28 protein-coding genes are annotated in these 26319 nt (G+C 57.9%); 10 read left to right on the top strand and 18 right to left on the bottom strand.

The genetic code is table 11. The features are described 5' to 3' along the window. Nucleotides 1-48: 48 nt before the first annotated feature. Nucleotides 49-528 (top strand): carboxymuconolactone decarboxylase family protein, encoded by a 480-nt coding sequence (locus tag HV157_RS11350; protein WP_020885328.1) that lies wholly within the window; start codon nt 49-51, stop codon nt 526-528. Here HV157_RS11350 and HV157_RS11345 read toward each other — a convergent pair. Next, the gene (locus HV157_RS11345; protein ID WP_025205665.1) at nt 515-1417 is read right to left on the bottom strand and encodes a LysR family transcriptional regulator; all 903 of its coding nucleotides are present in this window, start codon (nt 1415-1417) and stop codon (nt 515-517) included. The two genes, HV157_RS11350 and HV157_RS11345, sit on opposite strands and share 14 nt — an antisense overlap. Before the next feature lie 100 nt (nt 1418-1517). Between HV157_RS11345 and HV157_RS11340 the strand changes: the two genes are divergently transcribed. The 7 genes from HV157_RS11340 to HV157_RS11310 all read left to right on the top strand — a co-directional run bounded on the left by HV157_RS11340 (nt 1518) and on the right by HV157_RS11310 (nt 7159). Further along, complete coding sequence (locus HV157_RS11340) at nt 1518-2933, top strand: aldehyde dehydrogenase family protein (protein ID WP_182268171.1); 1416 nt, start codon at nt 1518-1520, stop codon at nt 2931-2933. A 108-nt stretch (nt 2934-3041) separates the two neighbouring features. Next, the gene (locus HV157_RS11335) at nt 3042-3365 is read left to right on the top strand and encodes an antibiotic biosynthesis monooxygenase (RefSeq protein WP_182268172.1); all 324 of its coding nucleotides are present in this window, start codon (nt 3042-3044) and stop codon (nt 3363-3365) included. Next, entirely contained in the window at nt 3358-3735 is a 378-nt protein-coding gene (locus HV157_RS11330; protein ID WP_182268173.1) for an amino acid-binding protein, read from the top strand. Before HV157_RS11335 ends, HV157_RS11330 begins: the two co-directional genes overlap by 8 nt. Then, entirely contained in the window at nt 3728-4423 is a 696-nt protein-coding gene (locus tag HV157_RS11325; protein WP_040018547.1) for a winged helix-turn-helix domain-containing protein, read from the top strand. The genes HV157_RS11330 and HV157_RS11325 overlap by 8 nt, the downstream gene beginning before the upstream one ends. A 135-nt stretch (nt 4424-4558) precedes the next feature. Beyond that, nucleotides 4559-5029 carry a MarR family transcriptional regulator gene (locus HV157_RS11320; RefSeq protein ID WP_182268175.1) on the top strand — a complete coding sequence of 157 codons (471 nt, stop codon included), beginning with the start codon at nt 4559-4561 and terminating at the stop codon, nt 5027-5029. Then, complete coding sequence (locus tag HV157_RS11315; RefSeq protein ID WP_182268647.1) at nt 5026-6093, top strand: HlyD family secretion protein; 1068 nt, start codon at nt 5026-5028, stop codon at nt 6091-6093. The genes HV157_RS11320 and HV157_RS11315 overlap by 4 nt, the downstream gene beginning before the upstream one ends. Next, complete coding sequence (locus tag HV157_RS11310) at nt 6083-7159, top strand: DUF2955 domain-containing protein (protein WP_182378506.1); 1077 nt, start codon at nt 6083-6085, stop codon at nt 7157-7159. Before HV157_RS11315 ends, HV157_RS11310 begins: the two co-directional genes overlap by 11 nt. Here the strand turns inward: HV157_RS11310 and HV157_RS11305 are convergent. From HV157_RS11305 to HV157_RS11295, 3 genes are read right to left on the bottom strand one after another with little or no spacing between them, the layout of a single operon-like run. Continuing rightward, complete coding sequence (locus HV157_RS11305; RefSeq protein ID WP_182268176.1) at nt 7156-8427, bottom strand: DUF445 domain-containing protein; 1272 nt, start codon at nt 8425-8427, stop codon at nt 7156-7158. The genes HV157_RS11310 and HV157_RS11305 overlap by 4 nt on opposite strands. A 3-nt stretch (nt 8428-8430) precedes the next feature. Next, entirely contained in the window at nt 8431-9084 is a 654-nt protein-coding gene (locus HV157_RS11300; protein ID WP_020885321.1) for a LysE family translocator, read from the bottom strand. 39 nt (nt 9085-9123) lie between these two features. Then, nucleotides 9124-9876, bottom strand: coding sequence for an AraC family transcriptional regulator (locus HV157_RS11295; RefSeq protein ID WP_040018550.1), 753 nt, complete (start codon nt 9874-9876; stop codon nt 9124-9126). Between the two features lie 154 nt (nt 9877-10030). Between HV157_RS11295 and HV157_RS11290 the strand changes: the two genes are divergently transcribed. Then, nucleotides 10031-11401: an NAD-dependent succinate-semialdehyde dehydrogenase gene (locus tag HV157_RS11290; protein WP_078774311.1), complete on the top strand. Its 1371-nt coding sequence runs from the start codon at nt 10031-10033 to the stop codon at nt 11399-11401. 45 nt (nt 11402-11446) lie between these two features. Here HV157_RS11290 and HV157_RS11285 read toward each other — a convergent pair whose 3' ends face one another. Further along, the gene (locus HV157_RS11285) at nt 11447-11767 is read right to left on the bottom strand and encodes a hypothetical protein (RefSeq protein WP_020885318.1); all 321 of its coding nucleotides are present in this window, start codon (nt 11765-11767) and stop codon (nt 11447-11449) included. Beyond that, nucleotides 11767-12312: a YfaZ family outer membrane protein gene (locus HV157_RS11280; RefSeq protein ID WP_014168475.1), complete on the bottom strand. Its 546-nt coding sequence runs from the start codon at nt 12310-12312 to the stop codon at nt 11767-11769. Before HV157_RS11280 ends, HV157_RS11285 begins: the two co-directional genes overlap by 1 nt. 412 nt (nt 12313-12724) lie before the next feature. On the opposite strand from HV157_RS11280, the gene HV157_RS11275 reads away from it, so the two are divergent. After that, complete coding sequence (locus tag HV157_RS11275; RefSeq protein ID WP_182268177.1) at nt 12725-14083, top strand: esterase-like activity of phytase family protein; 1359 nt, start codon at nt 12725-12727, stop codon at nt 14081-14083. 46 nt (nt 14084-14129) lie between these two features. Here HV157_RS11275 and yjiA read toward each other — a convergent pair whose 3' ends face one another. From yjiA to hpaD, 12 genes are all read right to left on the bottom strand, one after another. Next, a complete protein-coding gene (gene yjiA / locus HV157_RS11270) occupies nt 14130-15083 on the bottom strand; it encodes a GTPase (protein ID WP_182268178.1) in 954 nt (317 codons plus the stop codon). Nucleotides 15084-15093: 10 nt separating this feature from the next. After that, nucleotides 15094-15297, bottom strand: coding sequence for a YbdD/YjiX family protein (locus HV157_RS11265; protein ID WP_003856610.1), 204 nt, complete (start codon nt 15295-15297; stop codon nt 15094-15096). A 96-nt stretch (nt 15298-15393) separates the two neighbouring features. Further along, a complete protein-coding gene (locus HV157_RS11260; RefSeq protein WP_020885314.1) occupies nt 15394-17547 on the bottom strand; it encodes a carbon starvation CstA family protein in 2154 nt (717 codons plus the stop codon). A 190-nt stretch (nt 17548-17737) separates the two neighbouring features. After that, on the bottom strand, nt 17738-18655 hold the full coding sequence (locus HV157_RS11255; RefSeq protein ID WP_020885313.1) for a WYL domain-containing protein: 918 nt from the start codon (nt 18653-18655) through the stop codon (nt 17738-17740). A 178-nt stretch (nt 18656-18833) separates the two neighbouring features. After that, on the bottom strand, nt 18834-19343 hold the full coding sequence (locus tag HV157_RS11250) for a 4-hydroxyphenylacetate 3-monooxygenase reductase subunit (RefSeq protein WP_020885312.1): 510 nt from the start codon (nt 19341-19343) through the stop codon (nt 18834-18836). A 17-nt stretch (nt 19344-19360) separates the two neighbouring features. Further along, the gene (gene hpaB, locus HV157_RS11245; RefSeq protein WP_182268179.1) at nt 19361-20923 is read right to left on the bottom strand and encodes a 4-hydroxyphenylacetate 3-monooxygenase, oxygenase component; all 1563 of its coding nucleotides are present in this window, start codon (nt 20921-20923) and stop codon (nt 19361-19363) included. 164 nt (nt 20924-21087) lie between these two features. Next, nucleotides 21088-21999: a 4-hydroxyphenylacetate catabolism regulatory protein HpaA gene (gene hpaA, locus HV157_RS11240; RefSeq protein ID WP_032681716.1), complete on the bottom strand. Its 912-nt coding sequence runs from the start codon at nt 21997-21999 to the stop codon at nt 21088-21090. 9 nt (nt 22000-22008) lie between these two features. Beyond that, nucleotides 22009-23361, bottom strand: a complete 1353-nt coding sequence (gene hpaX / locus HV157_RS11235) for a 4-hydroxyphenylacetate permease (protein WP_020885310.1) — start codon at nt 23359-23361, stop codon at nt 22009-22011. Nucleotides 23362-23382: 21 nt separating this feature from the next. Next, entirely contained in the window at nt 23383-24180 is a 798-nt protein-coding gene (gene hpaI, locus HV157_RS11230; protein WP_182268180.1) for a 4-hydroxy-2-oxoheptanedioate aldolase, read from the bottom strand. 9 nt (nt 24181-24189) lie between these two features. Next, a complete protein-coding gene (hpaH, locus tag HV157_RS11225) occupies nt 24190-24993 on the bottom strand; it encodes a 2-oxo-hept-4-ene-1,7-dioate hydratase (RefSeq protein ID WP_014168488.1) in 804 nt (267 codons plus the stop codon). A gap of 78 nt (nt 24994-25071) precedes the next feature. After that, the gene (locus tag HV157_RS11220) at nt 25072-25452 is read right to left on the bottom strand and encodes a 5-carboxymethyl-2-hydroxymuconate Delta-isomerase (RefSeq protein WP_182268181.1); all 381 of its coding nucleotides are present in this window, start codon (nt 25450-25452) and stop codon (nt 25072-25074) included. A 9-nt stretch (nt 25453-25461) separates the two neighbouring features. Next, nucleotides 25462-26319, bottom strand: a complete 858-nt coding sequence (hpaD, locus tag HV157_RS11215) for a 3,4-dihydroxyphenylacetate 2,3-dioxygenase (RefSeq protein WP_020885307.1) — start codon at nt 26317-26319, stop codon at nt 25462-25464.

Below are 26319 nucleotides of genomic sequence, written 5' to 3'. Positions count from 1 at the left end.
GATTGTCCTCATCGCATGACATATGCCGCACAAAAAAGAGGAAAGACAATGAGCACTCGCGTCAACCACCATAAGATCACACCTGCCCTCGCCAACGCGCTGTCCAACCTGAGCATGGAAGTGGCGAAAACTTCTCTCGACCCGGCGCTGAAGCACCTGATCGACATTCGTGTCTCACAGCTGAACGGCTGTACCTTCTGCCTGGATATGCACTCGAAAGAGGCCAAAATCGCCGGAGAACGCGAGCTGCGCCTGTACCATCTGGCGGCATGGCGCGAGTCCCCGCTGTTCAGCGCCCGTGAGAAAGCGGCGCTGGCCTTCGCCGAAGCGCTGACGCAAATTAGCGTGCATGGCGTGAGCGATGCGCTCTACCGCAGCGTGGCGGAGCACTTCTCGGACGTGGAGATTTCAGAGCTGAACTTTGCCATTGTGGCGATCAACGCCTGGAACCGTCTGGGGATCACGTCCCGCATGGAGCCGGGCTCGCTGGACGCGGCTTACGGGCTGAACAAAGCTAACCTCGAATAACCCCGCGCTCACGGATCATCGCCACCAGCGCCCGTAACCCTGGCGGGACGTGGCGATGCCCCGGATAGTACAAGCGCAGCCCGGCAAACGGCTGCGTCCAGTCGTTTAACACGCTCACCAGTTCCCCGCTTTCAAGCTCTTCCCGGATATACAGTTCCGGTAAAAACCCTATCCCTAATCCCGCCTTCACGGCCCGGATCGAGGCGAAAAGATCGGATGTGGCAAAGCGCGGCGGTACCGCCAGAGCGTAGTGTTCTCCGTGACGCGCCAGCTCCCAGCGGTAGATCCCACCGTGCGCCATGCGCATACCGATCCCCTGATGTAAGAGCAGATCCTCCGGCGTGTGCGGCGTGCCGTGGCGGGCAAAGTAATCCGGCGTGGCGGTGACAAGCTGGCGGATTTCACCGGTCAGCGGCACGGCGATCATGTCCTGTGGCACGGATTCTTCAAGACGGATCCCGGCGTCGTAACCTTCTGCGACGATGTCGATCATTCGCGCTTCGCTTAGCGTCTCGACGCGCATTTTCGGGTAACGGATCATAAAGTCGATCAGCAATTGATCCAAAAAGAGCGCACCGATATGGTTCGGTACGTTTAAGCGCAGGGTGCCGGCAGGTTCGCCGGTATCACTGTGGATCTCTTCGCTGGCCTGGCGTATCGCCTGCAGGGCCGGGCCAATACGCGCCACGTAGCGCTGCCCGGCGTCGGTAAGCGCCACGCTGCGGGTCGTGCGGTTAAACAGGCGCGTCTCCAGGCGGCTCTCCAGCCCGGCGATAGCGTTACTTACCGCCGTGGCGGACATGCCCAGCTCCTGTGCCGCACCGCGAAAACTGCCGCGCCGCACCACCGCCATGACCACTTCCAGCTCTGTCAGACCCGAACGATGCATAGATTATCCTGAAAATCGAAACAACCCTTGCAGCATAGCGTGGATTATCGCAACGGAGAAGCCGTGCCAGACTGTGTCCATACAGCCTGAGGAGGTTTATATGCACCACATCGAACAGATCTTTATCAACGGCGAATTTGTTACCCCGCACGGCACCGAACGTTTTGATTTATACAATCCGGCGACGGCGCGGGTGATTGGCCAGGTTCGCCTGGCCGATGAGGTAGACGCTGAGCATGCCATCGCGGCCGCGAAAGCGGCATTTCCGGCATGGTCGCAAACCCCCCGACAGGAACGCATTGCCGCGCTGAAACGCATGCATGCCGCCGTGGCCGCCCGTCATGATGCGCTGCTGGACGCGGTGATTGAAGAGTACGGCGCGCCAGCCTCGCGCTCGGCGTGGATGGCCCGCTACCCGGCAGATGTCATTGCCCAGGCCATCGAGGCGCTGGAAGCCTTTGAGTTTGTGACCACGGCGGGGGCGGCAACGGTGCAGATGACGCCGCTGGGTGTCGCCGGGCTTATTACCCCGTGGAACAGCGACGCGGGGTTTATCTGCGGCAAACTGGCGGCTGCGCTCGCGGCGGGCTGCACGGCGGTGATTAAACCGAGCGAGATGAGCGCGCTGCAAACCCGCATTGTCACCGAGGCGCTGCGCGATGCCGGGTTACCGCCGGGCGTGTTTAACATTGTCACCGGACGGGGCGATACGGTCGGTGAGACCATCAGCCGCCATCCGGACGTGGCGAAAATTTCGTTTACCGGTTCGACCGTTACCGGCAAAGCGATACTGCGCAACGCGGCGGAGAGTGTTAAGCGGGTGACGCTGGAGTTAGGCGGTAAATCGCCGACGATCCTGCTTGATGACGTCGATTTGGCGCAGGCTATCCCGCTGGTGGTGCAGGCCGGGTTTATGAACAGCGGGCAGGCGTGCGTGGCCGGAACGCGCATTCTGGTACCGCAGTCGCGTAAGGCGGAAATCGAAACTGCGCTGGCGCAGGCCGTCGCGGCCGTGAAATCTGGCGATCCGCGGGATAACGCGACAGAAATTGGCCCGATGGTCAGCGAAAAACAGTGGCTGCGGGTGCAGGGCTATATCCGTAAAGGTCTCGACGAGGGGGCAAACCTGCTGGTGGGGGGCGAAGGGCGTCCGGAAGGGACGCAGGACGGCTGGTTTGTGCGCCCGACGCTGTTTGCTGACGTCACAAATCAGATGGCGATTGCCCGGGAAGAGATCTTCGGCCCGGTACTGTGTGTGATCCCTTATCAGGACGAGGCCGAAGCCGTCGCCATTGCCAACGACACCGAGTATGGCCTGAGTGCGATGGTGCTGGGCAGGGATGTCGAACGTGCGCGTCGCGTGGCGCAGCAGATTGTCGCGGGCCGCGTGCTGGTGAACACGCTGGCCCATGAGCCTAAAGCGCCGTTTGGCGGGTTCAGGCACTCCGGCGTGGGGCGTGAGATGGGCGAGTGGGGGATCCGCGCGTTTATGGAGCCGAAGTCGATTCTGGGATAACCGTTTGTCGCCCTCCCGGGAAGCGGGCGACAATACTTCGCCCTTCACCGAAGCATCCGCATTTTCTTTCCTGCATGCTCTCCGCACCCTCACAACGGAGAGACAACCATGATTGCAGTCCTTTTCGAAGCCCAGGCCGCGCCTGCCCACCAGGCGCGTTACCTGCAGCTCGCAGCCGAACTCAAGCCCTTGCTGGCGGATATCGACGGGTTTATTGATATCGAGCGTTTTCAGAGCCTGACCACCGACAGCAAAATTCTCTCCCTCTCCTGGTGGCGGGACGAAGAAGCGGTCCGCCGCTGGAAGCAGAACGTCTTTCATCAGGCGGCGCAGAGGGAGGGGCGGGAGGCCATCTTTACCTACTACCGCATTCGGGTGGCGCAGGTGGTGCGGGAATACGCCTCAGAAACCGGAGGGCATGCGGATGTATGACGTTCATGTGATTTTCGACGATACGCCAGGGGAACTGGCGCGATTTGGCCAGCTGCTGGGGCGCAATGGTGTGGGGCTGGAGGGCGGCGGCGTGTTTGGTACCGAAGCCCATTTCCTGGTGGAAGAGGGCGAAAAAGCCCATCGCGTGCTGCTTGAGGGCGGGTTTAACGTCCGATCAGTCCGTAAACCGCTGATCAGAAAACTGCAGCAGGCGCGCCCCGGTGAGCTGGGCGAGATTGCCGCGGCGTTAGCGGCTCACGGTGTGTCTGTACTGACCCAGTACAGCGACCATGCGAATCACCTCATTCTGCTGACGGATAATGATAAGCTGGCGGCAGAGATCACCAGACCATGGGCAGTCCATGCTTAAGACCCGTTTACCCCCTGACAACAGCGCGCTGCTGGAGCAGGCCATGGCGGCAGTGGCCGCCGCCATGGCGGATCCGTCGCGTGTGAAAATGCTCTGTGCGCTGATGGATGGCCGGGCATGGACCGCCACCGAGCTGAGCGCGGCGGCGGATGTCGCCCCCTCCACCGCCAGCGGGCACCTGACCCGTCTGCTGGACGGCAAGCTGATTACCTGCCTGTCACAGGGGCGGCATCGCTATTACCGCCTGGCAGGACACGACGTGGCGGAACTGGTCGAGCAGATGATGGGGCTGTCGTGGAGCCGCATCACTCCGCCGGAAACCACCGCCCCGAAAGCCCTGCGTGAAGCCCGCACCTGTTACGACCATCTGGCAGGGACGGTGGCCGTTCAAATCTACGATTTTATGCAGGCGCAGGGCTGGCTGGAGACGGACGGGTCAGCCCTGACCGTGTATGGACGCGAACAGTTCCTGACGCTCGGTATATCATTAAGCGCCAATCCGCGCCGTAAGGCCTGCTGTGCCTGTCTTGACTGGAGCGAGCGGCGGTTTCATCTGGGGGGCGAGGCGGGCGCGGCGCTCCTCGCGTACCTGGACAGCAACGGCTGGATCCAGCGGGTGGCGGGATATCGGGACGTGGTAGTCACCGCGTCGGGAAACGTTGCCATTAAAAAACGTTTTAGCCGCTAAACTCTCCGCGGTTTGATGCCCTTTCCCACCGGGAGAGGGCATTCGTTTTTCGCAATTCCTGCTCTTTTGTCTCTCGTTTCTTGATACTTACCCTGGTAACTATTATCTTGACCGCGTGTTACGAGAGGATATCCCATGCGTGAAGAAGAACTGTTTAGCCGCAGACCGATGGGGATGCGGATGGCCATGATCGTGCGTCAGTGGCGCGCCGTGATTGACGACGCCATTCTCGAGACCGGGTTAACCCAGTCGAGCTGGACGGTGATGATGCAGCTTCAACAGCTTGGGGATAACGTCTCGGTGAGTGAACTGGCGGAGGTGCAGGGTATTGAACTGCCGCCGCTGATGCGCACGCTGACACAGCTGGAAAAACAGGGTTACCTGTTACGCACCGTATCGCCTTATGACAAGCGTATCCGGATACTCACGCTGACGCCGGAGGGGAACGCCGTACTCAGGACGCTCTCCCGGGTGATCGAGACATTTCAGGCGCGCGTATCGCAAAACATCGCGCCGGAGCATCTCGATATTTTCAGCGCCACATTGAATCAAATCGCCTGCAATTTGCGGAAAATCCGCGAAGAAGATAACAAGACCGAAAAATAATGACTCCTGAACAAAAGTTAGCCCGCTGGGTAAGGGTAAGTATTGCCTCTTTCCTGCTGATGTTTGTCTATTTTGTCGTCGCGGACATCTGGATCCCGCTGACGCCGGACTCCACCGTCATGCGCGTGGTGACACCGGTTTCTCCGCGCGTCTCCGGTTACGTGGCGGCTGCCCATGTACACAACAACAGCCAGGTGAAGCGAGGCGACCTGCTGTTTGAGCTGGATGACACGCCGTTTCGCAATAAAGTGGAAGCAGCGCAAATCGCGCTGGAGCAAGCGCGTCTTTCTAACGAACAGCTGGATGCGCAGATCGCGGCCGCACAGGCCAGCCTGAAAACCGCCGTGCTGACCGCGCGTAACGACAAGGTGACCTACGATCGTTATCAGAAACTCAGCACGCTGCAGAACGTGTCGCAGGCGGATCTGGATAAAGTCCGGACCACCTGGCAGAGCAGCGAGCAGTCCGTCAGTTCGCTGCAGGCGAACATCCGTAACCTGCGCATTCAGCGCGGTGAGCGGGAAGAACACCGCAACGTCACCCTGCAGAAATACCGCAACGCGCTGGATGAAGCGGAACTGAATCTTGGCTGGACGAAGGTTTACGCCCAGGCGGACGGCACGGTCAGTAACCTGCAGCTCAGCCCCGGCTATTACGCCTCCTCCGGCTCGGCCGCGCTGGCGCTGGTGAATAATCAGGCCGATATCGTGGCCGACTTCCGCGAGAAGAGCCTGCGCCATACCCATCAGGGAACCGATGCCGCCGTGGTGTTTGACGCCTTCCCGGGACACGTCTTCCGTGCGCATGTGACCAGCAGCGATGCGGGGATCCTTGCCGGACAGGAGGCAGTGAACGGCGAGCTGTCCGAGCCAGAAACCTCCAACCGGTGGGTTCGTGATGCCCAGCGTATGCGAATCCACGTGGCGCTGGACGAGGCGCTGCCGAAGCAACTTCCGACCGGTGCGCGTGCCACCGTGCAGCTCTATAACAGCGAAGGGCCGTTTGCGCGCTTCTTCTCCGGGATGCAGATCCACCTGGTGAGCCTGCTGCACTATGTCTATTAACACTCTGGCGCGGGTGTTTACCCCGCACGGCAACATCGTCTATACGGCAAACGACTTTCGCCAGACCCTGCGCATCGTCTTTGCCGGCATGATTGCGCTGAGCATTTCGAGTTTTTACAACACTCACTACGGCGTGTTTTTCGTGGTCTACCCCATCATGCTGCTGTCGCTGGTACCGGTCTTTAACCGCCACGTGGCGAAGCAATTTATCTTTAGCGCCTCGCTTAACTGCGTTGAAATGGTCATTATCATCGGCTATCTGTCGCAATGGCCGGTGATCATGACGTTAGTCGTGTTCGCCCTGTACGTCATGCGTTTTCGCTTTATGAGTAAGGGACCGCTGTTTCTGTTTGGTTCGATGGGCGTGGACTGCCAGAGCGTGATGCTCAACTTTATGAGCTATCCCACCACCGACTGGCATACGCTGCTGTTTTCCAATATCGAAGCGAGCGTTATGGCGGTGTGCCTGAGCGCGCTGATGAATTACCTGCTGCCGGACGTGGAGCCGCGCAAGCCGCCGCCGCTGATTGAAAAAGATGACGCCCGCGTGCGCCACGAGTCGCTGCTTTCCGGGACCGTTGCCACCCTGATTTTCGTCATCTTCCAGATAAGCGACCTGAGCGACTCACTTTCCGCGCTGATGGCCGGGGTATTGATTCTGTTTCCCATGCACTATCGCGGCGCGGTGATGAGTTCCCTCTGGCGCGTGGTCGGCGTGGTGCTGGGCTGCCTCTACATTCTGGTCGTCCAGCTTATCCTTTACGATCACAGCAGCCATATGCTGCTGATGATGCCGCTTATCGGCCTTGGGCTGGCATTTGGCGCGCGGCTGCACGTGATGGAGAAGGTCGGCGCCGGGGTCGGGTTTTCCAGCATCACCACCATCGGCATTATGTTCGGGCAGAACATGCACCCGGACAGCGACCTGGTGTTCAGCGATCTCTATCGCATTACCTCGGTGACCTTTGCGCTGGTGGCGACCCTGACAATGGTCTTCCTGGTGCATATGATCCTCAATCGCTTTGCCCCTACGCGCTATGTGATCGCGCCGCCTGAGGCGAATTAATGCGCGAGCACGGCAGGCAATTGCGAGAGTAAAAACAGGATCAGGCCAATGGTCCCGCCCACCAGCGTGCCGTTCACACGGATGAACTGCAGGTCTTTGCCGATGTTAAGCTCAATCTGGCGCGACATGTCTTTGGCATCCCAGCTCTTGACCGTGTCGCTGATATGCCGCGTGAGGAACGCGGCAAAATCCGGTGCTACGCGGTGCGCCGCCTGCTCCAGATGCTCGTTCATCGATGCCTGCAGGCTGGCATCGTTCGACAGCGTTTCACCAAACCACAGTCCGGCGTTGGCGATGCGCTGCCTGACGCGCGAGTCCTCGCTTTGCATATCCGCTTTCAGCCACTGACGCAGGTCGGCCCACATCTCGCCCAGATAACGGTTAAACGCCTCGTCGTTCTTCAGGTAGTGCTTGATGTTATCGGCTTTGGCGGCCATTTCCGGATCGTTTTTCAGGTTGTCGATAAACTTCAGCGTGGCGCGGTCAAACGCCTGGCGGATCTGGTGCGTGCGGTCGTGGCTGATATCATCCAGCAGCGTATTCACCGCATTCGACACCATCTCCGCACTCTGATCGCCGAGCCACTCGGTAGGCAGCACCATGGCCTTGCGCGGATGCTCGGTCTTCAGCCAGTGCACAATCTGGTCGGCGATAAAGTCCCGCGTGCTGTCACGCTGGATAAGCGCGATCAGGCGGTTGATGATGGCGTCCAGCAGCACCTGATGGCGATTGTTCCGGGTCATGCTCTCCAGCATCACCGCGCTGGTTTCGGTGAAGTCGACCTTGTCGATGGCCTTATGCACCGCCCGTTTGAGCAGCCGCTGAATGCGTCCGTCGTCGGTCAGTTCAAGAAAACCGCTCATTACCTGAATCAGATGCAGCCCGACGCGCCGGGCGTTGTCGGGCTGACTGAACCAGGTGCCAATCATCTGTGCCGGTTCATAGCGGCGGATCAGTGCCACCAGTGACTGGGTATCGAGAAACTTTTCCTGCACGAACTGACCCAGATTGTCGCCAATGCGGTCTTTGTTGCGCGGAATGATCGCCGTATGGCGTGAGATAAACGGAATGGGCACCCGGCGAAACAGCGCGACGACGGCAAACCAGTCCGCCAGCGCGCCGACCATCGCCGCCTCGGCAATGGCCTTTACGCCGCGCACCCAGAAGGTTTGCGGCAGGAACAGGGTGGTGATAAACGCCGCGGCGGCAATCAGCAGCAGCGACAGCGCCAGCAGCTTGGCGCGTTTAAGTTCAGCTATTTTTTCCATGGCTTAAGAATAGAGGGAGGCGGGAAGAAAATGCAAAAAACGCCACACGACCCACCCACCAAACGCCATCAGCACCACGCCAGCGGTTCGCTCAATCAGCCAGAGTGAACGGCTGAGCGTCCGCTGAACCACGGGCAAGCCCATCAGCGACACCAGCGCTAAATCCCAGACCAGCACCACCATTACCATCCAGACACCGCAGGTTGACTGCTGAAGCAGCGTGACATCTGGCCCTAACAGCGCCGTCATGAGCGCCAGATAAAAAAGTGCATTCTTCGGGTTTAACAGTGCCGAACCGAGCCCCAGCAGGATTTGCTTACGCAATGAGGGGCACCGCTGATGAGTCTCATTGAGCGCAAGCGTCTGCGGGCGGCTGCGCGCCAGCCGCGATCCAATCCAGAGCAGGTAGAGCGCGCCGGATAATTCGATAAGGGTGAACAGCCACGAAAACGTGCGCAGGGCACTCCAGCCGATAATCACCAGCACAATATAGAGCGCGTTACCCGCGGCGATACCGAGGCACAACCCGGCACTGCCGCGCAGCCGGTAACGCGCGGCGTAACCGACCAGCAAAAAGAAATCCGGACCGGGGCTTAACAGGGCTACAAAATGCGCCAGCGCCAGGGCGAGAAAAGCGGAAGGGAAGAACAGTTCCATCGTGACCTCCAGAGCAAAAACGGAGATCACCTTACGGCGTTACGTATCCTGATTATTGTCTGATATTGATCGGCCCGTCGCGTACTGGCGAGGCGTGGCGGCCGTGTAGCTGACGAAGGTTTTATGGAAATGGCTCTGGTCGGCAAACCCGCTCTGGTAACCGACATCGGCGAGATCATCTCCCGCACGCAGTCGCGCTTTGGCGTATTCCACGCGAGAGATGCTGAGAAAGCGTCCTGGCGTCAGGCCGGTGTCCTGTTTAAAGGTGCGGATTAATGTCTCTTTGCGCAGTGAAAATCGCCGGGCAAGGTCGTCAAGGGAAGGCGGAGCGGTGAGGTTCGACAGAAACGCCTCTTGCACCTGCTGACTCAATGAATGGGGCTTATCTGTACGGCCTGTAGAGGGGGGAAGGGCGCAAAGCAGTGCGTTCAGGGAGGCCGCGGTCATGTTCTCAACCACGTCAAGATAATGATTAAACAGCGCTTGATCGCGAATGACCTGCAGTGCCAGCGAAAGGTCAGTGTCGATATACAGCATATGGTAGCTGCGTGGTTGCCCCGCCACCGGGTTGCAGCTGTGGGGAGCATGCGCCGGGATGACGATGATGTCGCCAGGGGTCAGGATATACTCCCTGTCATGGATTGTGCAGCACGTCTGGCCTTCCAGGATCGCGCCAATAGAGAGCTGTGGGTGACAATGACGTTTATACGCCTGGGTGCTCTGCCACGTGCTGCGCAGCTCGTGGCCGCAGGCGCGATGAAAGGTCTGGCGGATGTGTCGGGTCTCGGTCATGGGGGACTCCTGTCAGGAACGTTTTTTATACCATGCCCGCGCGACATGTTGCAGTACCACGCTAAGAACCTTCCGGATATACCCAACTTTACGTCCATCGCCAGTCATATTGTCTACCCTTAATACCCTAAGCGGTAAAACAAGGAGATTCGAAATGGCTTACCAGACAGTAAATCCTGCCACAAACCAGCTCATCAAAGAATATCCCTCCCATACCGACGCGGATGTTGAAGCGGCGCTGAAGGCGGCCGATGCGCTTTACCATTCGGACTGGGCAAAAGGCGACATTAACCAGCGCCTGCCGGTACTGCGTAAACTTGCGGACCTCATCGACGAACGTACGGAGGATCTGGCCAGAATTGCCAGCAAGGAGATGGGGAAGCTCATTGAGCAGAGTCGCGGTGAAGTGAAACTGTGCGCGCAAATCGCCCGCTACTACGCGGATAATGCCCAACGGTTCCTCGCCCCGGTGAAGTACGACTCCGAACTCGGGGAAGCGTGGGTCGAGCACCACCCTATTGGCGTGCTGATGGCCGTTGAGCCGTGGAACTTCCCTTATTACCAGCTGATGCGTGTCCTCGCCCCGAACCTGGCGGCCGGTAACCCGGTGATCGCCAAACACGCCAGCATCGTGCCGCACTGTGCAGAGACGTTTGCGCATCTGGTGCGTGAGGCCGGTGCACCGGAAGGGGCATGGACCAACCTGTTTATTTCGTCGGATCAGGTGGCGAACATCATCGCCGACGATCGTGTACAGGGTGCCGCGCTGACCGGTTCCGAAAAAGCGGGTAGCGTGGTCGCGGCGCAGGCGGCGAAGCACATCAAAAAATCGACCCTGGAGCTGGGCGGTAACGACGTCTTTGTGGTGCTGGATGATGCCGATCTGGAGAAGGCCGTGAAGACGGGCGTGAATGCCCGACTCAATAACGCCGGCCAGGTCTGTACGGCGGCGAAGCGTTTCATCCTGCATGAGAAGATTGCGGATGCCTTCCTCGCGAAATTCACCGAGGCGTTTAAGCAAGTGAAGATTGGCGATCCGCTGGACGAGAGCACTACCCTGGGGCCGCTGTCCTCTCAGGATGCGCTGGACACGTTGACCAGACAGGTCAACGAGGCGGTGAAAAACGGCGCGACACTGCATTACGGTGGCAAACCGGTGCAGCGTGACGGGTGCTTCTTTGAGCCGACGATCCTGACGCATATCTCGCGCGACAACCCGGCCTACTTTGAGGAGTTCTTCGGCCCGGTGGCGCAGATCTATGTGGTGAAAAATGATGACGAAGCGGTCGCACTGGCGAACGATTCCCACTATGGTCTGGGCGGCGCGGTGTTCAGCAAGGATATCGAGCGGGCGAAGAAAATGGCGTCGCGTATTGAGACCGGCATGGTGTATATCAACTGGCTCACCGATACCGCGCCAGAGCTGCCGTTTGGCGGCGTGAAGCGATCCGGTTACGGACGCGAACTGTCGGACCTGGGGATCAAAGAGTTTGTGAACCAGAAGCTGGTGGTGGTGCGTAAGTAACTCCGCGAATAAAAAACCTGCCATTCGGCAGGTTTTTTTTTGGGGTTATTGCACTTCAATCTTGTCCCAGCCGCTTTTGAACATGCAGCTGTCGACTAAGGTATCCCGGCGATATTCATTCGCGTCTTCAACCGTGTAGCTCGTGGAAATATCCTTTTTCTTTTTCGATTTGTCCATTTTTTCCGAGCTCGAACCGGTCACAACATTGTCCGGGGGCAGATCAATCAGGGCCTGTGCTTCGCATTCCGTGAGCTTTTTATTCATCTCAGCGTCACTGACTCCCGGTTTCACCCATTTATACTGGACGCAACCGGTGAGCAGAAGCGTGATGCTCAGAACGCAAAGCGCGGTAATGCGGTGTTTCATCAGAAGGTGACTCCACCGCCTACATATGCGCCGTCGATCAGCGTGTGGCCAGGACGACCGTCTTTGCCGTCAACGCTTACGTGACGATAACCCACTTTCAGCGTCACAGGCGTGATTGGCGTCCAGCTCACACCGCCGTTGGCTTCCACGTAATTTTTCACGCTGTTGTTCAGACCTTCTGGTGCGGCATACCCTTCGCCAAACACGTGGATGCTGTCCGTCAGCGCAACGTTAATACCGCCACCGATGGGGAATGCCACGCCGTTATCGCCTTTTTTCGGGCCAAGGTAGATTGCTTTGGCACCGGCATTCAGCATCACCGGGCCCACTTCCAGGTTGTAACCGGCGCCAACGCCACCTGTTTGCGTGCCGTCGTCGGTGTTTTTGAGCCAGTTGCTTTCAAGGTACACACCGGATGAGGATTTACCCATTTCCAGATTAAGGTTAGTAAAGTTTTTACCTTGCTCAATCGTGCCGCCCATAGCCAGTGCGGAACCCGACAGGACGGTCAGAGCAGAAAGAAGAAGAACATTCAGTTTTTTCATGTTTTATGCCTCGTCATTAATTTCATCTGAGGCCACCTTAACAAGCGATGTTTATGACTGCAAATGTGATTAAGGTCGTGTTTTTATGCTGTTTTTGTTAATGGCTGGCTTTTGAAATGTTGCTTTCATGTTTAGTTATCGCCGGGTCAATATGTATTACCTGGACGTTTAAGACAGGTTTAGTTTTTTGACTAAATAGACACTGAACGAGACAGAGGATAACCGTTTGAGATGAATTAATTGGCTTTCTAATAATTTCCAGAAACATTTCAAATTTTACACTTTGTGGTTTAGTTTTACATTTCTGGCGATTCATGCGCCTGCAATTGCCTGCCCGCGTATCTCTGCGGTGTCATTTTCCTGACACGTTTGTTCTTTACGTTGTTGGCTTCACTTTCTGGATACTAACAATATGAAAAGAAAAATTATTCCTGTGCTTATCGGTTGTGCGCTCTCTTTCTCTGGCCTGGCGGCGCAGCCCACGGCCGAACACTATGTTGTCAGCTTCCCCGAAGGCACGCGCGTGAGCTACAGCGGCGCGTTTGCCGGTGCGTTCCCGAAGGGGCTCCCGGTCGGGATTGGCTCTGGCCTGCTGTTTACCGGTAAACAGGGCGATACCCTGACGTTTGCGACCGTGACCGATCGCGGTCCGAATGCGGATTCGCCGAAAGTGGGGAAAGACGAAGCCAAAATCTTTGTCACGCCCGATTTCGCTCCGCTGCTGATGACGATTCGCGTACAAAATGGCAAAGCGGAGGCCGTCGATGCGCGCCCTCTGCATGACGATAAAGGCGCGATCAACGGTCTGCCGCTGCAAAGCGGCGTGATTGGCTCGACCAATGAAGTGGCGTTCAGTGACACGTTAAAGGTGCTGAAGGGCGACAATCGCGGGCTGGATACGGAAGGTATCACGCCGGACGGTAAAGGCGGTTACTGGCTGTGTGACGAATACGGTCCGTTCCTGATTAACGTCGACAGCAAAGGCAAGATCCTGGCGATTCACGGTCCGCAGGCGGCGGAAGGCGAGAAATCCATCGCGGGCGGCTTGCCGAATATTATTAAATGGCGTCAACCAAACCGGGGCTTTGAAGGCCTGACCCGTATGCCGGACGGGCGTATCATTGCCGCGGTGCAAAGCACGCTGGATATCGACGGCAAAAGCAAAAAACAGGCGCTGTTTACCCGCCTGGTGAGCTTCGACCCGGCGACCGGGAAAACCGCGATGTACGGTTATCCCATCGACAGCGAAGCCTACAGCAAAAACAGTGACGCCAAAATTGGCGATATTGTGGCGCTTGATAATCAGCACCTGCTGCTGATTGAGCAGGGCAGCGATAAAAACGATGGCATGCGCAACCTCATCTACAAGGTGGACCTCAGCAAGGCGAGCGATCTGACACGCTTCGATAAGCCGGGCGAATACCCGGAGTTTGATGACGAGAAGACGCTGGCCCAGCGCGGCATTACGCTGGCGGCTAAAACCCAGGTCGTGGATTTGCGCGCGCTTGGCTGGCAGCAGGAAAAGGCCGAAGGGTTAGCGCTGATTGACAACAACACGCTGGCGGTCGCGAACGATAATGACTTTGGCGTGAAGGTGGCGATGGAAAATCCGGTCGAGGGCAAGAAGCTCAAGGATTATCGGGTGAATTCGCAAGGTGCGCTCACGATTGATGATAAACCGGTTGCGACCACCCTCGCCGTGAAGCCGCTGGCGAAGCCGGCGTCAGAAAGTGAACTGTGGATTGTGACGCTGCCCGAGGCGCTGAAATAATCTCACAGCCCTCTCCTCAACTGCGGAGAGGGCTGCGTTCGTACGGTTATTTGCGCAGTGCTGCAAACGCTGTCCGGATCTCGTCTTCCGGCAGCTGTAGCCCAATAAACACCATGACGGTTCGCGGCGTTTCATCTCCCCACGGTCTGTCCCAGTCCGCGCTGTACAGCCGCTGTACGCCCTGGAACAGCAGGCGGTTCGGTTCGCCATCAATCCACAGCATCCCTTTGTAGCGCAACAGCCTGTCGGCAAAAGAGAGCAGCAGATTTTCCATGACGCGGGAGACGTCACTGATGTCCACCGGGTAATCCAGCTCGACCACAATCGACGAGACGTCGTTTTGCTTATCTGCCATAAAGTGGAAGCGCGGCGTTGAGGTGACATGCTCTTCCAGCATAAATCCGTTGGTGTTGAACAGCTGCGAGAGGTCGATATCACCGTGCGTCGCGATGTAAATCGGCGCGCGCGAGTTGATACGCGTCAGGCGCTCGCGCAGTTTTTCGCTGTCGCCCGCCACGTCGGTTTTGGTCAGCAGGATGCGATCGGCGTAGCCCACCTGCGACTGGGCGAGGGTGAACTGGTTCATCTGTTCGTCGGCATGAACCGCGTCGACCAGCGCAATGACGCCGTCCAGCAGGTAGCGCTGGCAGAGGATCTCATGGGCGAAAAAGGTCTGAATAATCGGGCCGGGGTCGGCCATACCGGTGCATTCAATCACCAGGCGGTCAAAATCGATTTCACCGCGATCGCGGCTGTCGAGCAGATCCAGCAGGGCGTCTTCTAATTCATTCGAGCGGGTGCAGCAGATGCAGCCGTTAGTCAGGGTTTTGATCTGCGTGGCGCGATCGCCAATCAGCTGATCGTCGACCGAGACTTCGCCGAATTCGTTTTCGATCACGGCGATTTTGAAGCCGTGCTGCGCGTTCAGAATGTGGCGCAGCAGGGTGGTTTTACCGGCGCCAAGGAAACCGGTCAGCAGGGTGACGGCAATCGGGGTCATGGTCTCTCCTTTAGCAGCAGCGTACGCCGCCTTCTCCACTCCCGCCGTAGCGCGCTTCCTGACGCTCGCGGAAGAATTCGGTATAGGTCATGTACGGTTTATCCGGATGGTTGGTCTTCATATGCTCAACGTAGTTGTCATAGTCCGGAATGCCAATCAGCATTTTCGCCGCCTGACCGAGGTATTTTTTCGCTTCGCCTAAGTTACCAAACATTGTGCCTTCCAGATAGAAAAAGCCCGGCAGGGGCTGCCGGGCGTTGTTTCCCTTCACCCTAACCCTCTCCCGCAGGGAGAGGGATGCGAGGGCGGATTAGTGGTGTGAAGAGGTCTTCACGCCGCCTTCCGGTACCGGGACATACGGGGTTTCTTTATCCGTACGACCCTCGGCGTTACGCACGTTCAGCCAGGTTTTAATGCCGTAGAAGATGATGCTGTACACCACCACCAGGAACAGAATGCTCAGACCTGCGTTGGTGTAGTTGTTCACCACGATATGGTTCATGTTGGCAATCTGCTGGGCAGTGAGGTCCGCGCCGCCTGCGGCAATTTTCTCTTTGTACTGGTTAGCCATGAAGAAGAAGCCTTCCAGCTGCGGATTGGCGCTGAACAGTTTCAGACCAAGCGCCCAGGTGGTGCAGAGCAGCAGCCACAGCGCAGGGATCACGGTGACCCAGATGTATTTGGTGCGTTTCATCTTCACCAGTACAACGGTGCCAAGAACCAGGGCGACAGCGGCCAGCATCTGGTTAGAGATACCGAACAGCGGCCACAGGCTCTTCACGCCGCCCAGCGGGTCGACAACGCCCTGATACAGCAGGTAGCCCCACAGACCCACGCAGCCCGCGGTTCCCAGAATACCCGCCACCAGAGAGTCGGTTTTCTTCAGGAACGGCACGAAGTTACCCAGCAGGTCCTGCAGCATAAAGCGTCCTGCACGGGTACCGGCGTCCAGCGCGGTGAGGATGAACAGCGCTTCAAAGAGAATACCGAAGTGGTACCAGAAGCCCATGTCCGCCCACGGCAGCACTTTGTGGAACACGTGTGCGATACCCACTGCCAGCGTCGGTGCGCCACCGGCGCGGTTCAGGACTGACGGTTCGCCAATGTCTTTCGCGGTCTGCATGATCTGCTCAGGCGAAATCACGAAGCCCCAGGAGCTGACGGTTGCGGCAGCATGTGCGCTCGCATCTTTCAGCTGCGCCATGATCAGCGCCGCGTTATCACCGCCCATCTCATGCAGGTTTGGCATGGTAATGCCCAGGCCTGCCGGAGGGGTGTTCATCGCGAAGTAGAGACCCGGTTCGATGATGGACGCGGCAACCAGCGCCATGATCGCCACGAAAGACTCCATCAGCATTGCGCCGTAACCAATCAGACGCGCGTCTTTTTCGTTAGCCAGCAGCTTCGGTGTGGTACCGGAAGCAATCAGGGCGTGGAAGCCAGAGACCGCACCGCAGGCAATGGTGATAAACAGGAACGGGAACAGCGCACCTTTCCACAGAGGACCGGTGCCGTCGATGTACTGGGTCACTGCCGGCATTTTCAGATCCGGGTTAATCACCAGGATGCCGATCGCCAGACCGACGATAACGCCGATTTTCAGGAAGGTCGCCAGGTAGTCACGCGGTGCCAGGATCAGCCAGACCGGCAGCAGAGCGGAGACAAACGCATACCCAATCAGCGCGAAGGTGATGGTGGTGTCCTTGAAGGTCAGCGCCGGGCCCCAGTACGGATCGTGCGCAATCACGCCACCGAAGTAGATGGATGCAACCAGCAGCACAATACCAATCACCGACACTTCACCCACGCGACCCGGGCGGATAAAGCGCATGTAGATACCCATGAACAGCGCAATCGGCACGGTAGAGCAGACGGTGAAGACCCCCCACGGACTTTCGGCCAGCGCTTTCACCACGATTAACGCCAGCACCGCGAGGATGATGATCATAATCAGGAAGCAGCCGAACAGTGCGATGGTCCCCGGCACGCGGCCCATCTCCTCTTTGACCATCTCACCCAGAGAGGCGCCGTTACGGCGAGAAGAGATAAACAGGACCATAAAGTCCTGCACCGCCCCGGCCAGCACTACGCCCGCGAGCAGCCACAGGGTACCAGGCAGGTAGCCCATCTGCGCGGCCAGAACCGGGCCGACCAGCGGACCCGCACCGGCGATAGCGGCAAAGTGGTGACCAAACAACACGTAGCGGTTGGTGGGCACGTAGTTGAGGCCGTCATTATTAATGACCGCCGGAGTGGCACGCGTCGGGTCGAGTTTCATGACCTTCTGCGCGATGTATAAGCTGTAGTAGCGATAAGCAACAAGATAGACGGAGACAGACGCAACGACGATCCACAGGGCGCTTACGTGTTCGCCCCGGCGTAGTGCGACAACCGCCAGACAAAAAGCGCCGAGGATCCCGAGTAACGCCCAGGGCACGTGCTTCAGTAGTTTTTTCGTATCCATAGTAAGACCTGGTTTTTTATGTAATGAAAAAGGGTCAGGGTTCGTTATGAGGAGGTATTGATTAATGCTGGAGCGATCGTGCCAGAACCACGCGCGTGTAAAGACAGGTAAATGAATGAGCGGTTGAAAGGGCCAGGTGAGCGGTCAAAGAGGGCGGCGAGTGGTTCCGTCTCGCCGCCGCCGGGAGAAATTATGTGATTGAGATCACGTGGTTATCTGCTGTGCGCTCTACCGCCAGATAATTTTCCAGCGTTTTAAGCAGCTTCTCTTTTAGCCAGTTGGGCTCCAGGATTTGAATGTTCGGCAGCCAGTAGAACAGCAGCGGCAGGATCTGGTTCTCGTGTGCCGCCTGACAGCGCAGCGTGACGCCGTTGTGCTGCTCACCGACAAGCTCTTGTTCCGGCAGCAGGTCGCGGCGCATAAAGTAATGTGAAATAGTATCTTTAATGAATATTTTCACTTCGAAAGTGTCTTCCGACACCCACGGATCAAGGCTTTTTTCCAGCAGTCCGAGCGCATTTTCTTCCGGCGTGAAGGTTTTTTGTTGAATATCAAACCAGCTAATCTGACTCAACGAGAAGGATTTTAGCCGACTATTCTCGGTGGCTTGTAAATACCATATATTTTTATTGTTAATGAGTTTATAGGGATTAATCAGGCGGGTTTTACCCTTATAAACGATCTGGCATACATTACGATTCTTAATCGATTTCTCGATTTTCGATAAATAGCGACGAATATCACGTTCTACCGTGTGCTCTGCTTCGTTGCCAAGAATAAGAATATGATTTTCGTCAACGCGTGTTTCAAGTTTCTGCCAGAATTCCGTATTTCTTTCCGGGAAAAAACTATCGGCATTCAGGAAGTTAGCAATCGTGTGATGTAATCCTTGTCCACCGGGAGATTGTGCGGAGTGGATCAGACGATACAGTCCGTTACCGGTATGTTCCACAATAGGTGAAAGCGCATTTAAATCCCGGTAGACGGTGCGCTCGGTAATTTTAAATTTTTCCATGAGCGCACTGCGGTTTACCACACCATTTAAATGTAACTCAACCAGAATATCGACCAGACGTTCAGCCGAGCGGCTCCGCGTCGATTTAGCCATAAGGTCTTCCTGTATATTAGGGTATGCGCTGAATGATGCGGGTAGCACTGACATGTATTGTCAGTATTCAGACACAGAAAATTTCTCTTATGGCTATATAACGGCGTGATTAAGCGGAAACCTTAGGAATTTTTGTGGAAATTGGCGCTGGCCGGGAAACGGCCAGCGCAGGAGGGGGTCACACTGCGGCTTCAGCCTCCATCATGACGGGGTGGAAACGGCGTTTAAAATAGATCAGGCCGTGTCCCGCTTCGCTCAGAATGATGTTTTTAATTTCAACGAGATAAACCAGATGGGTGCCGATGGTTTGCACCTGGCTAATCTCGCCTTCAAGGCTTGCCAGCGCGCCCTTCAGCACCGGTTGCCCCTGCGGACCTTTCTGCCAGCAGGAGAGGGCAAAGCGATCGTCCATTGCCATGCCGGTCATCCCGGCGAAGTGGCGGGCCATGATCTCCTGCTCATGGTTCAGCACGTTGACGCACAGCTTACCGTTACCCTGGAAAACCGGGTTCATGGCGCTGTTGGCATTGATGCAGACCATCAGCGATGGCGGGGTGTCCGTGACTGAACAGACGGCGGTGGCGGTGATACCGCAGCGTCCTGCATCGCCCTCGGTGGTGACAACGTTAACCGCCGCCGACAGGCTGGCCATCGCATCGCGAAAACGCAGGCGTTGTTCTGTATGCATTGAAACCTCCCGCTGCGTTATTTCAGCAGCTTATCCAGCATGTTGATATCGGAATTATTGTGCAGGTGCGGCACCGTCCAGCCATGCTGGTCGTACTCGGACATGCAGCGGTCGACCATTGCCATCATTTTGTCCATGTTGCCAGAGCTCTGTGCCTGACGCAGACACTGCAGACGGATTTCGTCCTGGCTGCCGGAGTAGTTGATCTCATACAGCTCGTGACGACCACCAAACTCGCTGCCGATGGCATCCCACATCAGTTTCAAAATCTTAATGCGTTCCACGTGATCCATGCCGTTGGAGCCGCGCACGTATTTCGCCAGATACTGGTCGATCTGCGGATTGTTCAGGTCTCGTGCGCTGGACGGCAGATAGATCAGGCCGCTGGTGACGTTACGCTCGATGATGTTCTTGATCTTCGCATAGGCCATCGGGGCCATGACGCGGTAGGTCTGCAGTGCCGCGTGATCCGGCAGGTACGCACCATTCACCCACGGCGTGGCTTCAGAACACATGGAGTCGCTCAGCGCCCAGAACATGTTGCGCCAGGCCACCACTTCCCCGAGATCCGCCTGCACGCCGCGGAACTCCAGGGTGCCGGTACACTCCAGCGATTTCTTCAGCAGCGCGGTAATGAAATCGAGCTTCACCGCCAGACGTACGCAGGCCTGCAGCGGGTACATGCGGGCAAAACCGCCTTCCATGGTCCAGCGACGGCAGCGATCGAAATCGCGGTAGATCAGCACGTTTTCCCAGGGGATCAACACATGATCCATCACCAGGATCGCGTCGTTTTCGTCGAAACGGCTGGAGAGCGGGTAGTCGTACGGAGAGCCGGTCGCACCTGCCACCATTTCGTAAGAGGCGCGAGAGATCAGCTTCACGCCTTCGGCGTCCATTGGCGCAACGAACATCAGCGCGAAGTCCGGGTTTTCGCCCATCACCTGCGCGGAGCCAAAACCGATCATGTTGTAGTGAGTCAGCGCCGAGTTGGTTGCCACCACTTTTGCGCCGCTAACGATGATTCCGGCGTCGGTCTCTTTTTCCAGCTTGATGTAGACGTCTTTTACTTCGTCCGCCGGTTTGTGACGGTCGATGGGGGGGTTAACGATGGCGTGGTTGAAGTAAAGTCCGGTTTCCTGAATAAGGGTGTACCAGTTGCGGGCGTTCTGTTCGAACTGGCCGTAGAACGCCGGATTGGCACCGAGCGCGCAGCCAAACGCCGCCTTGTAGTCTGGGGTGCGGCCCATCCAGCCGTAACTCAGGCGCGACCACTCGGCGATGGCGTCACGCTGTTGACGCAGGTCGTCGGCGCTTTTCGCCACGCGGAAAAACTTATGGGTGTAGCCGCCGCTGCCGGTATCGGTACCCCAGCACAGCGTGTCCTGCATGTCAGGCTTGTGCAGCGCATCGTACATCTGTGCGATGGAGGCTGCCGCATTGCGAAACGCCGGATGAGTGGTCACGTCTTTGACGCGCTCGCCGTAGATATAAATCTCACGGCCATCCTGCAGGCTTTTTAAATACTCTTCACCGGTTAACGGACGTTTGGCATCAGCGCGGAAATCTTCAGGCTTCATAGGGACCTCGTATCGGAACAGTGATGTTAAATTTATGTTTTGTTTTTGTTGTTTAATTGAAGCCTGAGCGGGGGTGAACGTGAAGGGACGATTGGGACAACGGCTGGTACTTTTCGCATATGATCGCAGAGTGTGATTTCCCTCACCCTGAACCCGGGGGAGGGTCAGGGCTGGGGTGGGGTGACAGACGACACCGGTACTTTTTGTGCCCGATACGCGCTCGGCGAACACCCCACTAACCGATTAAAAAATCGGGCAAAATAGGCCGGGTCTTTAAACCCCAGCTGCCAGGCGATTTCGCTGACCGCGCTGTCGGAGAAGAGCAGCATCCGCCTCGCTTCACGCAGCTGACGGTCAAAAATCAGCCGCTTCGGCGGGCGGTTGGCGAAGCGCCGGCAGATATCGGTCAGACGCGATTCGGTCAGGTGCAGTTCGCTGGCATATTCCGGTACCGTCCAGTGCTCATGAAAATGGACATCAATCAGCTGGGTAAAGCGCTGGAACAGTTTCAGCTCGCCGCGCATGCCGCTGGCGGCGTGATCGTCGAGCTTCGCGTTGCGCAGCAGCAGGGTGAACACCGCCTGGGCTAATAGAACCAGCGTGTGTTCGCGCCCGGGCAGTTGCGCCGTCGATTCCCGGGCAATCAGCGGCCAGTAGTGCTTCAGCGCCGCCAGTTCGTCCGGCTTATCGGCCAGCGACAGGCAGATCCCCGGCAGGCCAAAGGCTTCCCGCGTGCCGGGGTAGAGCACTTCCAGCAGCGGCCAGATCAGATCCTCGCGCACCGTCAGAACGTGCCCGTCGCTGTCGGATTCGGTAATAAACGCGTGCGGCACCGACGGGGGGGTCAGCACAAACAGCGGAGCCTGCACCGAGTAGCGGTGATCGTCGAGCTGCAGTTCGATCTGTCCGGTATCCAGAAAGTGCATCTGAAAATACTGGTCGTGACGGTGAGCCTGCATGTCGCGGCCAAAAAAGGCCGCCATGCGGGCGAACGACTGATAGTGAACATCATCCGTTCCCAGACTTTCGTCGTACTCTTTGCTGATGTCGATATTCGCGATCGGGTTCTGGCACATAGCCGCTCCTTACGGGATTTTCTGCGCCGCCATACCTGGCTCGTGCTCAAGGCTCTCCCGCTGCGTCATCGGGATACGTGTCAGCACCAGCGCGCCGACCACCAGCAAGCCGGCAACAAACCACAACCCGGAGCTGAAGCTGCCGGTGCTGTCACGCAGAATGCCGATCAACAGCGGGCTGACGGCGGATCCGACGTTACCGATGGCATTGATCACCGCCAGTGCGACCGCCCGCGACTGCAGGCTAATAACCCGATCCGGCGTGGTCCAGAAGATCGCCATGGCGGTAAACGATCCGGTTGAGGCCATGATGATGCCAAGCAGCTGGATCAGGCTGTGGTGGGTCGCCGAGGCCAGCAGCCATCCTGCCGCCGCAAAGAGATACGGCAGAATGGTGTGCTTTTTTCGCTCTTTCAGCCTGTCGGAGCGGCGGCTCCACCAGATCATCCCGAGGATGGTGCAAAACTGCGGGATCGCCGCCAGCAGGCCAATCACAATGTTGCTGCTGCCGGTGTTGAAGCTCTGCAGGATCTGCGGCGTCCAGATATTTATCGCGCTCAGGGTGTTCGTGAGGCAGAAATAGGCCAGGGTATAGAGCAGCACGGCCGGGGTAAACACTTCGCGCAGCGTCGAACGCGGCGTGACGGGACGGGCGATGGCCGACTCCTGCTCGCGGGCGATCATTGTTTTAAGCGCCTGCTTTTCGTCGTCATCCAGCCAGCTGGCCTGATCCGGCGTGTCGTTCAGGTAGAACCACGTCACTACGCCGAGCACCACGGACGGTAGCCCCTCCAGCAGGAACAGCCATTGCCAGCCTTTCAGGTTCCACAGCCCGTCCATGGCCAGAATATAACCGGAGAGGATCGAGCCGAGCATCATGGTCACCGGCATGGCGATCATAAACAACGCATTGGCGCGGGCGCGGTGGTAGGCAGGGAACCACCAGGTGAGATAGACGAGGATCCCCGGCAGGAATCCGGCCTCGGCAATGCCCACCAGCATGCGCAGCACATAGAGCGTGTGCGGGCTGGTGGCGAACATGGTGCAGGTGGAAGCGATGCCCCACACCACCATGATCCCGGCGATCCAGCGACGGGCGCCGACCTTCGCCAGCATGATGTTGCTGGGGATCCCACATATCACGTAGGTGACGTAAAACAGGGTGGCGGCCAGGCCAAACATGGTCGAGGTGAGGCCCAGATCTTTGCCCATCGTCAGCCCGGCAAAGCCGATGTTAATGCGGTCAAGAAACGAGAAGACAAACAGGATAAAGAGAAACACGATCAAACGACGAAACAGCTTCTGAATAACGCGGTGTTCTACAGCTTTATTATCATGGGTTTGCAGGGTAGAGGTCGTCATGTTGCGCTCCACATCGTACGTTTAGTAGACGGATTTATTGTTATTTACTGACGTAACCGGGATATCGATAAAACGTGCCGCCAGCGCCTCGGCGCTGCGTGCAAGCAGGGTGGTGTCGACCCCGACGGCGACAAACAGCGCGCCAAGCTCGAGGTAGCGTTTTGCCAGCGGCTCGTTAGCCATCAGGATGCCGGGCGCTTTGCCTGCCGCACGGATCTGCGAAATGGCCTTCTCGATGGCGGCCTGGACTTCCGGGTGCTGCGGATTTCCGGCAAAGTCCATGTCGGCGCTCAGATCCGCCGGGCCAATAAACACCCCGTCCACGCCTTCCACATCGAGGATGTGCGGCAGATTTTTCAGCGCCTCGCGCGTTTCAATCTGCACCAGCACGCACATGGCATCGTTAGCGCGCTGCAGGTAATCAGGCGTGCGGTTCCAGCGCGAGGCGCGAGCCAGCGCGCTGCCCACGCCGCGGATCCCCGCCGGTGGATAACGCGTGGCGCGCACCGCCAGCCGGGCTTCATCGGCGTTTTGTACCATCGGCACCAGCAGGGTTTGCGCCCCGATGTCCAGCAGCTGTTTGATCTGGACCGGGTCGTTCCACGACGGGCGTACCACCGGCTGGCTGGCGTAAGGCGCGATCGCCTGCAGCTGGGTCAGGACGGTTTGCACGTTATTGGGCGCGTGCTCTGCGTCGATCAGTAGCCAGTCGAAACCCGCACCGGCCAGCAGCTCGGCGCTGTAACTGCTGGTCAGCCCCAGCCAGAGGCCGATTTGCGGTTTTCCGGCGCTGAGCGCCGCTTTGAATCTGTTTTCCATGGTGGTCTCCTAAACAAAACGGCAGCTGATGGAGCCCATCTTGCCGTAGTCCACGTGGAAGGTATCGCCCTTGCTGGCCGGCACCGGGCGGGTAAATGAACCGCCGAGGATGATTTGGCCAGGCTCCAGCTGAACGTCGTACGGCGCGAGTTTATTGGCAAGCCAGGCCACACCGTTGGCCGGGTGGTTGAGCACGCCCGCGGCGACCCCGGTCTCTTCAATGACGCCGTTGCGGTAGAGCAGCGCGGAGATCCAGCGCAGATCCAGCTCGTCGGGTTTAATCGGGCGACCGCCAAGGATCACACCTGCGTTGGCGGCGTTATCGGAGATGGTGTCGAACACCTTGCGCGGACGCTGGGTCTCGGGATCGATGTTGTGGCAGCGGGCGTCGATCAGCTCCAGCGCGGGGATGACGTAATCCGTGGCGTTGTAGACGTCGAACAGGGTGCAGTTTGGGCCGCGCAGGGGTTTTGCCAGCACGAAGGCCAGCTCCACTTCGATGCGCGGGACGATAAAGCGGTCGGCAGGGATATCACTGCCGTCGTGGAAGAACATGTCGTCGAGCAGAGCGCCGTAGTCCGGCTCGCTAATCTGCGAGCTGGCCTGCATCGCTTTGGAGGTGAGGCCAATCTTGTGGCCTTTCAGCACGCGACCTTCGGCGATTTTCAGGCTCACCCATTCGCGCTGTACGGCGTAGGCGTCGTCAAGGGTGATCGTCGGGTAGTCGAGCGAGATCTGGCGGATCTGCTCCCGGGACTGCTCCGCCTGATGCAGACGATGGGCGATCAGGGTATGGGTGTGTTTATCGAGCATGGCGATTTCCTGTTGTTGCCGGGTGGCGTGCTGCTCACCCGGCTTGCGTTCAAAGCCGTTGTCGGCCCGGTAAGGGCGCTACTTAAACAAAGCGTGCACGTTGTTCTGCTTGTAATTGAGCGTCGGGTGCAGCTCGTCTATTTCAAAAGAGAGCGCCAGATAGCGCGATGCCATCAGGTCGGCGAAGTGGGTTTTAATCAGCTCAAACAGTGCTTTTCCCACCGCCTCCCGGCTCTCCAGACTGCGCCCGGTGCCAATCTTCAGCGTCATATGCACAAAGGCGTAATCGTGCTTACCGTCGGCCATCTGCCAGGTGTCCAGCCAGTGCGCGCGGCTACGGATACCGCCGAGTGGGAAGATTCCCGTGGCGGCAAGCGCGTCGTTCACTTTGGCGAACAGTGCTGGCAGGTCCGCCTGCTCGCGGATGTTGTCAGTGCATTCAGCAATAAAGTGCGGCATGCTGGCTCCTTACGCGGACGCGGGCAGGGGGAAAACGGCGTTAACCTGGCCGGTGCCGGAGCTGGGGAACAGCTCGGTGAGGAACTCCACCTTGCCGTCGTATGTGTCCCAGCCGAGCATCCCCAGCAGCATCACCGTGTCGTGCATGTTGCCCTCGCCGTAGCAGTAGTGGGCATACTCCGGCAGCATGCTGCAGAACTCCCTGAACTTGCCTTCACGCCACAGCTTCACTACGCGTTCGTCCATCTGACGGTCGAACTCGCGGGTGTAGCTGTTCATTCCCTCTTCGGCGCGCTGGTCGTCGATAAAACGGTGCGACAGCGAACCGCTGGCGAGCACCGCCACGGTGCCGTCGTATTTCTGAATCGCGCTGACGATGGCCTCGCCCAGCCTGCGGCTGTCGGCGAAGTCGTGGACGGTGCAGAACGCGGCGATAGAGATCACTTTGAAGTGCTTATCGCTGTTCATGTAGCGCATTGGCACCAGCGTGCCGTACTCCAGCTTGAGGCTCGGGATGTTGTGCGCTTTGGCACGTACGCCGAGTTTCACCGCTTCGTCGGCGATAAGCTGGCCGAGCGCCGGGTTACCGTCGTAGTCGTAGGTCATGTCGCGGATAAAATGCGGCAGCTCGTTGCTGGTGTAGATGCCGGAGAAATGATCCGCACAGTTGATGTGGTAGGCGCTGTTCACCAGCCAGTGGGTATCGAACACAATAATGGTGTCGACGCCCAGCTCCCGACAGCGCTTGCTGATTTCTTTATGTCCGTCGATGGCGGACTGGCGGCAGCCGTGGTTTTTTCCCGGCAGTTCAGAGAGGTACATTGACGGAACGTGGGTAATTTTTGCCGCTAACGCTAACTTGCCCAT

The sequence above is a fragment of the Enterobacter sp. RHBSTW-00318 genome (assembly GCF_014101375.1).
GTDB lineage: Bacteria > Pseudomonadota > Gammaproteobacteria > Enterobacterales > Enterobacteriaceae > Enterobacter > Enterobacter ludwigii.
The sequence above is the reverse complement of the archived record's forward strand: the minus strand, read 5'-3'. Positions and strand labels throughout refer to the sequence as shown.

Coding starts and splice junctions, on each gene's coding strand:
- HV157_RS11250 (WP_020885312.1), bottom strand. CDS start 19,343: ATGCATACAGAACAACGCCTGCGTTTTCGCGATGCGATGGCCAGCCTG.
- hpaX (WP_020885310.1), bottom strand. CDS start 23,361: ATGACGACCTCTACCCTGCAAACCCATGATAATAAAGCTGTAGAACAC.
- HV157_RS11310 (WP_182378506.1), top strand. CDS start 6,083: ATGTCTATTAACACTCTGGCGCGGGTGTTTACCCCGCACGGCAACATC.
- HV157_RS11285 (WP_020885318.1), bottom strand. CDS start 11,767: ATGAAACACCGCATTACCGCGCTTTGCGTTCTGAGCATCACGCTTCTG.
- HV157_RS11255 (WP_020885313.1), bottom strand. CDS start 18,655: ATGGCTAAATCGACGCGGAGCCGCTCGGCTGAACGTCTGGTCGATATT.
- hpaB (WP_182268179.1), bottom strand. CDS start 20,923: ATGAAGCCTGAAGATTTCCGCGCTGATGCCAAACGTCCGTTAACCGGT.
- hpaD (WP_020885307.1), bottom strand. CDS start 26,319: ATGGGCAAGTTAGCGTTAGCGGCAAAAATTACCCACGTTCCGTCAATG.
- hpaI (WP_182268180.1), bottom strand. CDS start 24,180: ATGGAAAACAGATTCAAAGCGGCGCTCAGCGCCGGAAAACCGCAAATC.
- HV157_RS11345 (WP_025205665.1), bottom strand. CDS start 1,417: ATGCATCGTTCGGGTCTGACAGAGCTGGAAGTGGTCATGGCGGTGGTG.
- HV157_RS11305 (WP_182268176.1), bottom strand. CDS start 8,427: ATGGAAAAAATAGCTGAACTTAAACGCGCCAAGCTGCTGGCGCTGTCG.
- hpaH (WP_014168488.1), bottom strand. CDS start 24,993: ATGCTCGATAAACACACCCATACCCTGATCGCCCATCGTCTGCATCAG.
- HV157_RS11335 (WP_182268172.1), top strand. CDS start 3,042: ATGATTGCAGTCCTTTTCGAAGCCCAGGCCGCGCCTGCCCACCAGGCG.
- HV157_RS11340 (WP_182268171.1), top strand. CDS start 1,518: ATGCACCACATCGAACAGATCTTTATCAACGGCGAATTTGTTACCCCG.
- HV157_RS11330 (WP_182268173.1), top strand. CDS start 3,358: ATGTATGACGTTCATGTGATTTTCGACGATACGCCAGGGGAACTGGCG.
- HV157_RS11350 (WP_020885328.1), top strand. CDS start 49: ATGAGCACTCGCGTCAACCACCATAAGATCACACCTGCCCTCGCCAAC.
- HV157_RS11300 (WP_020885321.1), bottom strand. CDS start 9,084: ATGGAACTGTTCTTCCCTTCCGCTTTTCTCGCCCTGGCGCTGGCGCAT.
- HV157_RS11265 (WP_003856610.1), bottom strand. CDS start 15,297: ATGTTTGGTAACTTAGGCGAAGCGAAAAAATACCTCGGTCAGGCGGCG.
- yjiA (WP_182268178.1), bottom strand. CDS start 15,083: ATGACCCCGATTGCCGTCACCCTGCTGACCGGTTTCCTTGGCGCCGGT.
- HV157_RS11280 (WP_014168475.1), bottom strand. CDS start 12,312: ATGAAAAAACTGAATGTTCTTCTTCTTTCTGCTCTGACCGTCCTGTCG.
- HV157_RS11220 (WP_182268181.1), bottom strand. CDS start 25,452: ATGCCGCACTTTATTGCTGAATGCACTGACAACATCCGCGAGCAGGCG.
- HV157_RS11325 (WP_040018547.1), top strand. CDS start 3,728: ATGCTTAAGACCCGTTTACCCCCTGACAACAGCGCGCTGCTGGAGCAG.
- HV157_RS11295 (WP_040018550.1), bottom strand. CDS start 9,876: ATGACCGAGACCCGACACATCCGCCAGACCTTTCATCGCGCCTGCGGC.
- HV157_RS11320 (WP_182268175.1), top strand. CDS start 4,559: ATGCGTGAAGAAGAACTGTTTAGCCGCAGACCGATGGGGATGCGGATG.
- HV157_RS11290 (WP_078774311.1), top strand. CDS start 10,031: ATGGCTTACCAGACAGTAAATCCTGCCACAAACCAGCTCATCAAAGAA.
- HV157_RS11260 (WP_020885314.1), bottom strand. CDS start 17,547: ATGGATACGAAAAAACTACTGAAGCACGTGCCCTGGGCGTTACTCGGG.
- HV157_RS11275 (WP_182268177.1), top strand. CDS start 12,725: ATGAAAAGAAAAATTATTCCTGTGCTTATCGGTTGTGCGCTCTCTTTC.
- hpaA (WP_032681716.1), bottom strand. CDS start 21,999: ATGTGCCAGAACCCGATCGCGAATATCGACATCAGCAAAGAGTACGAC.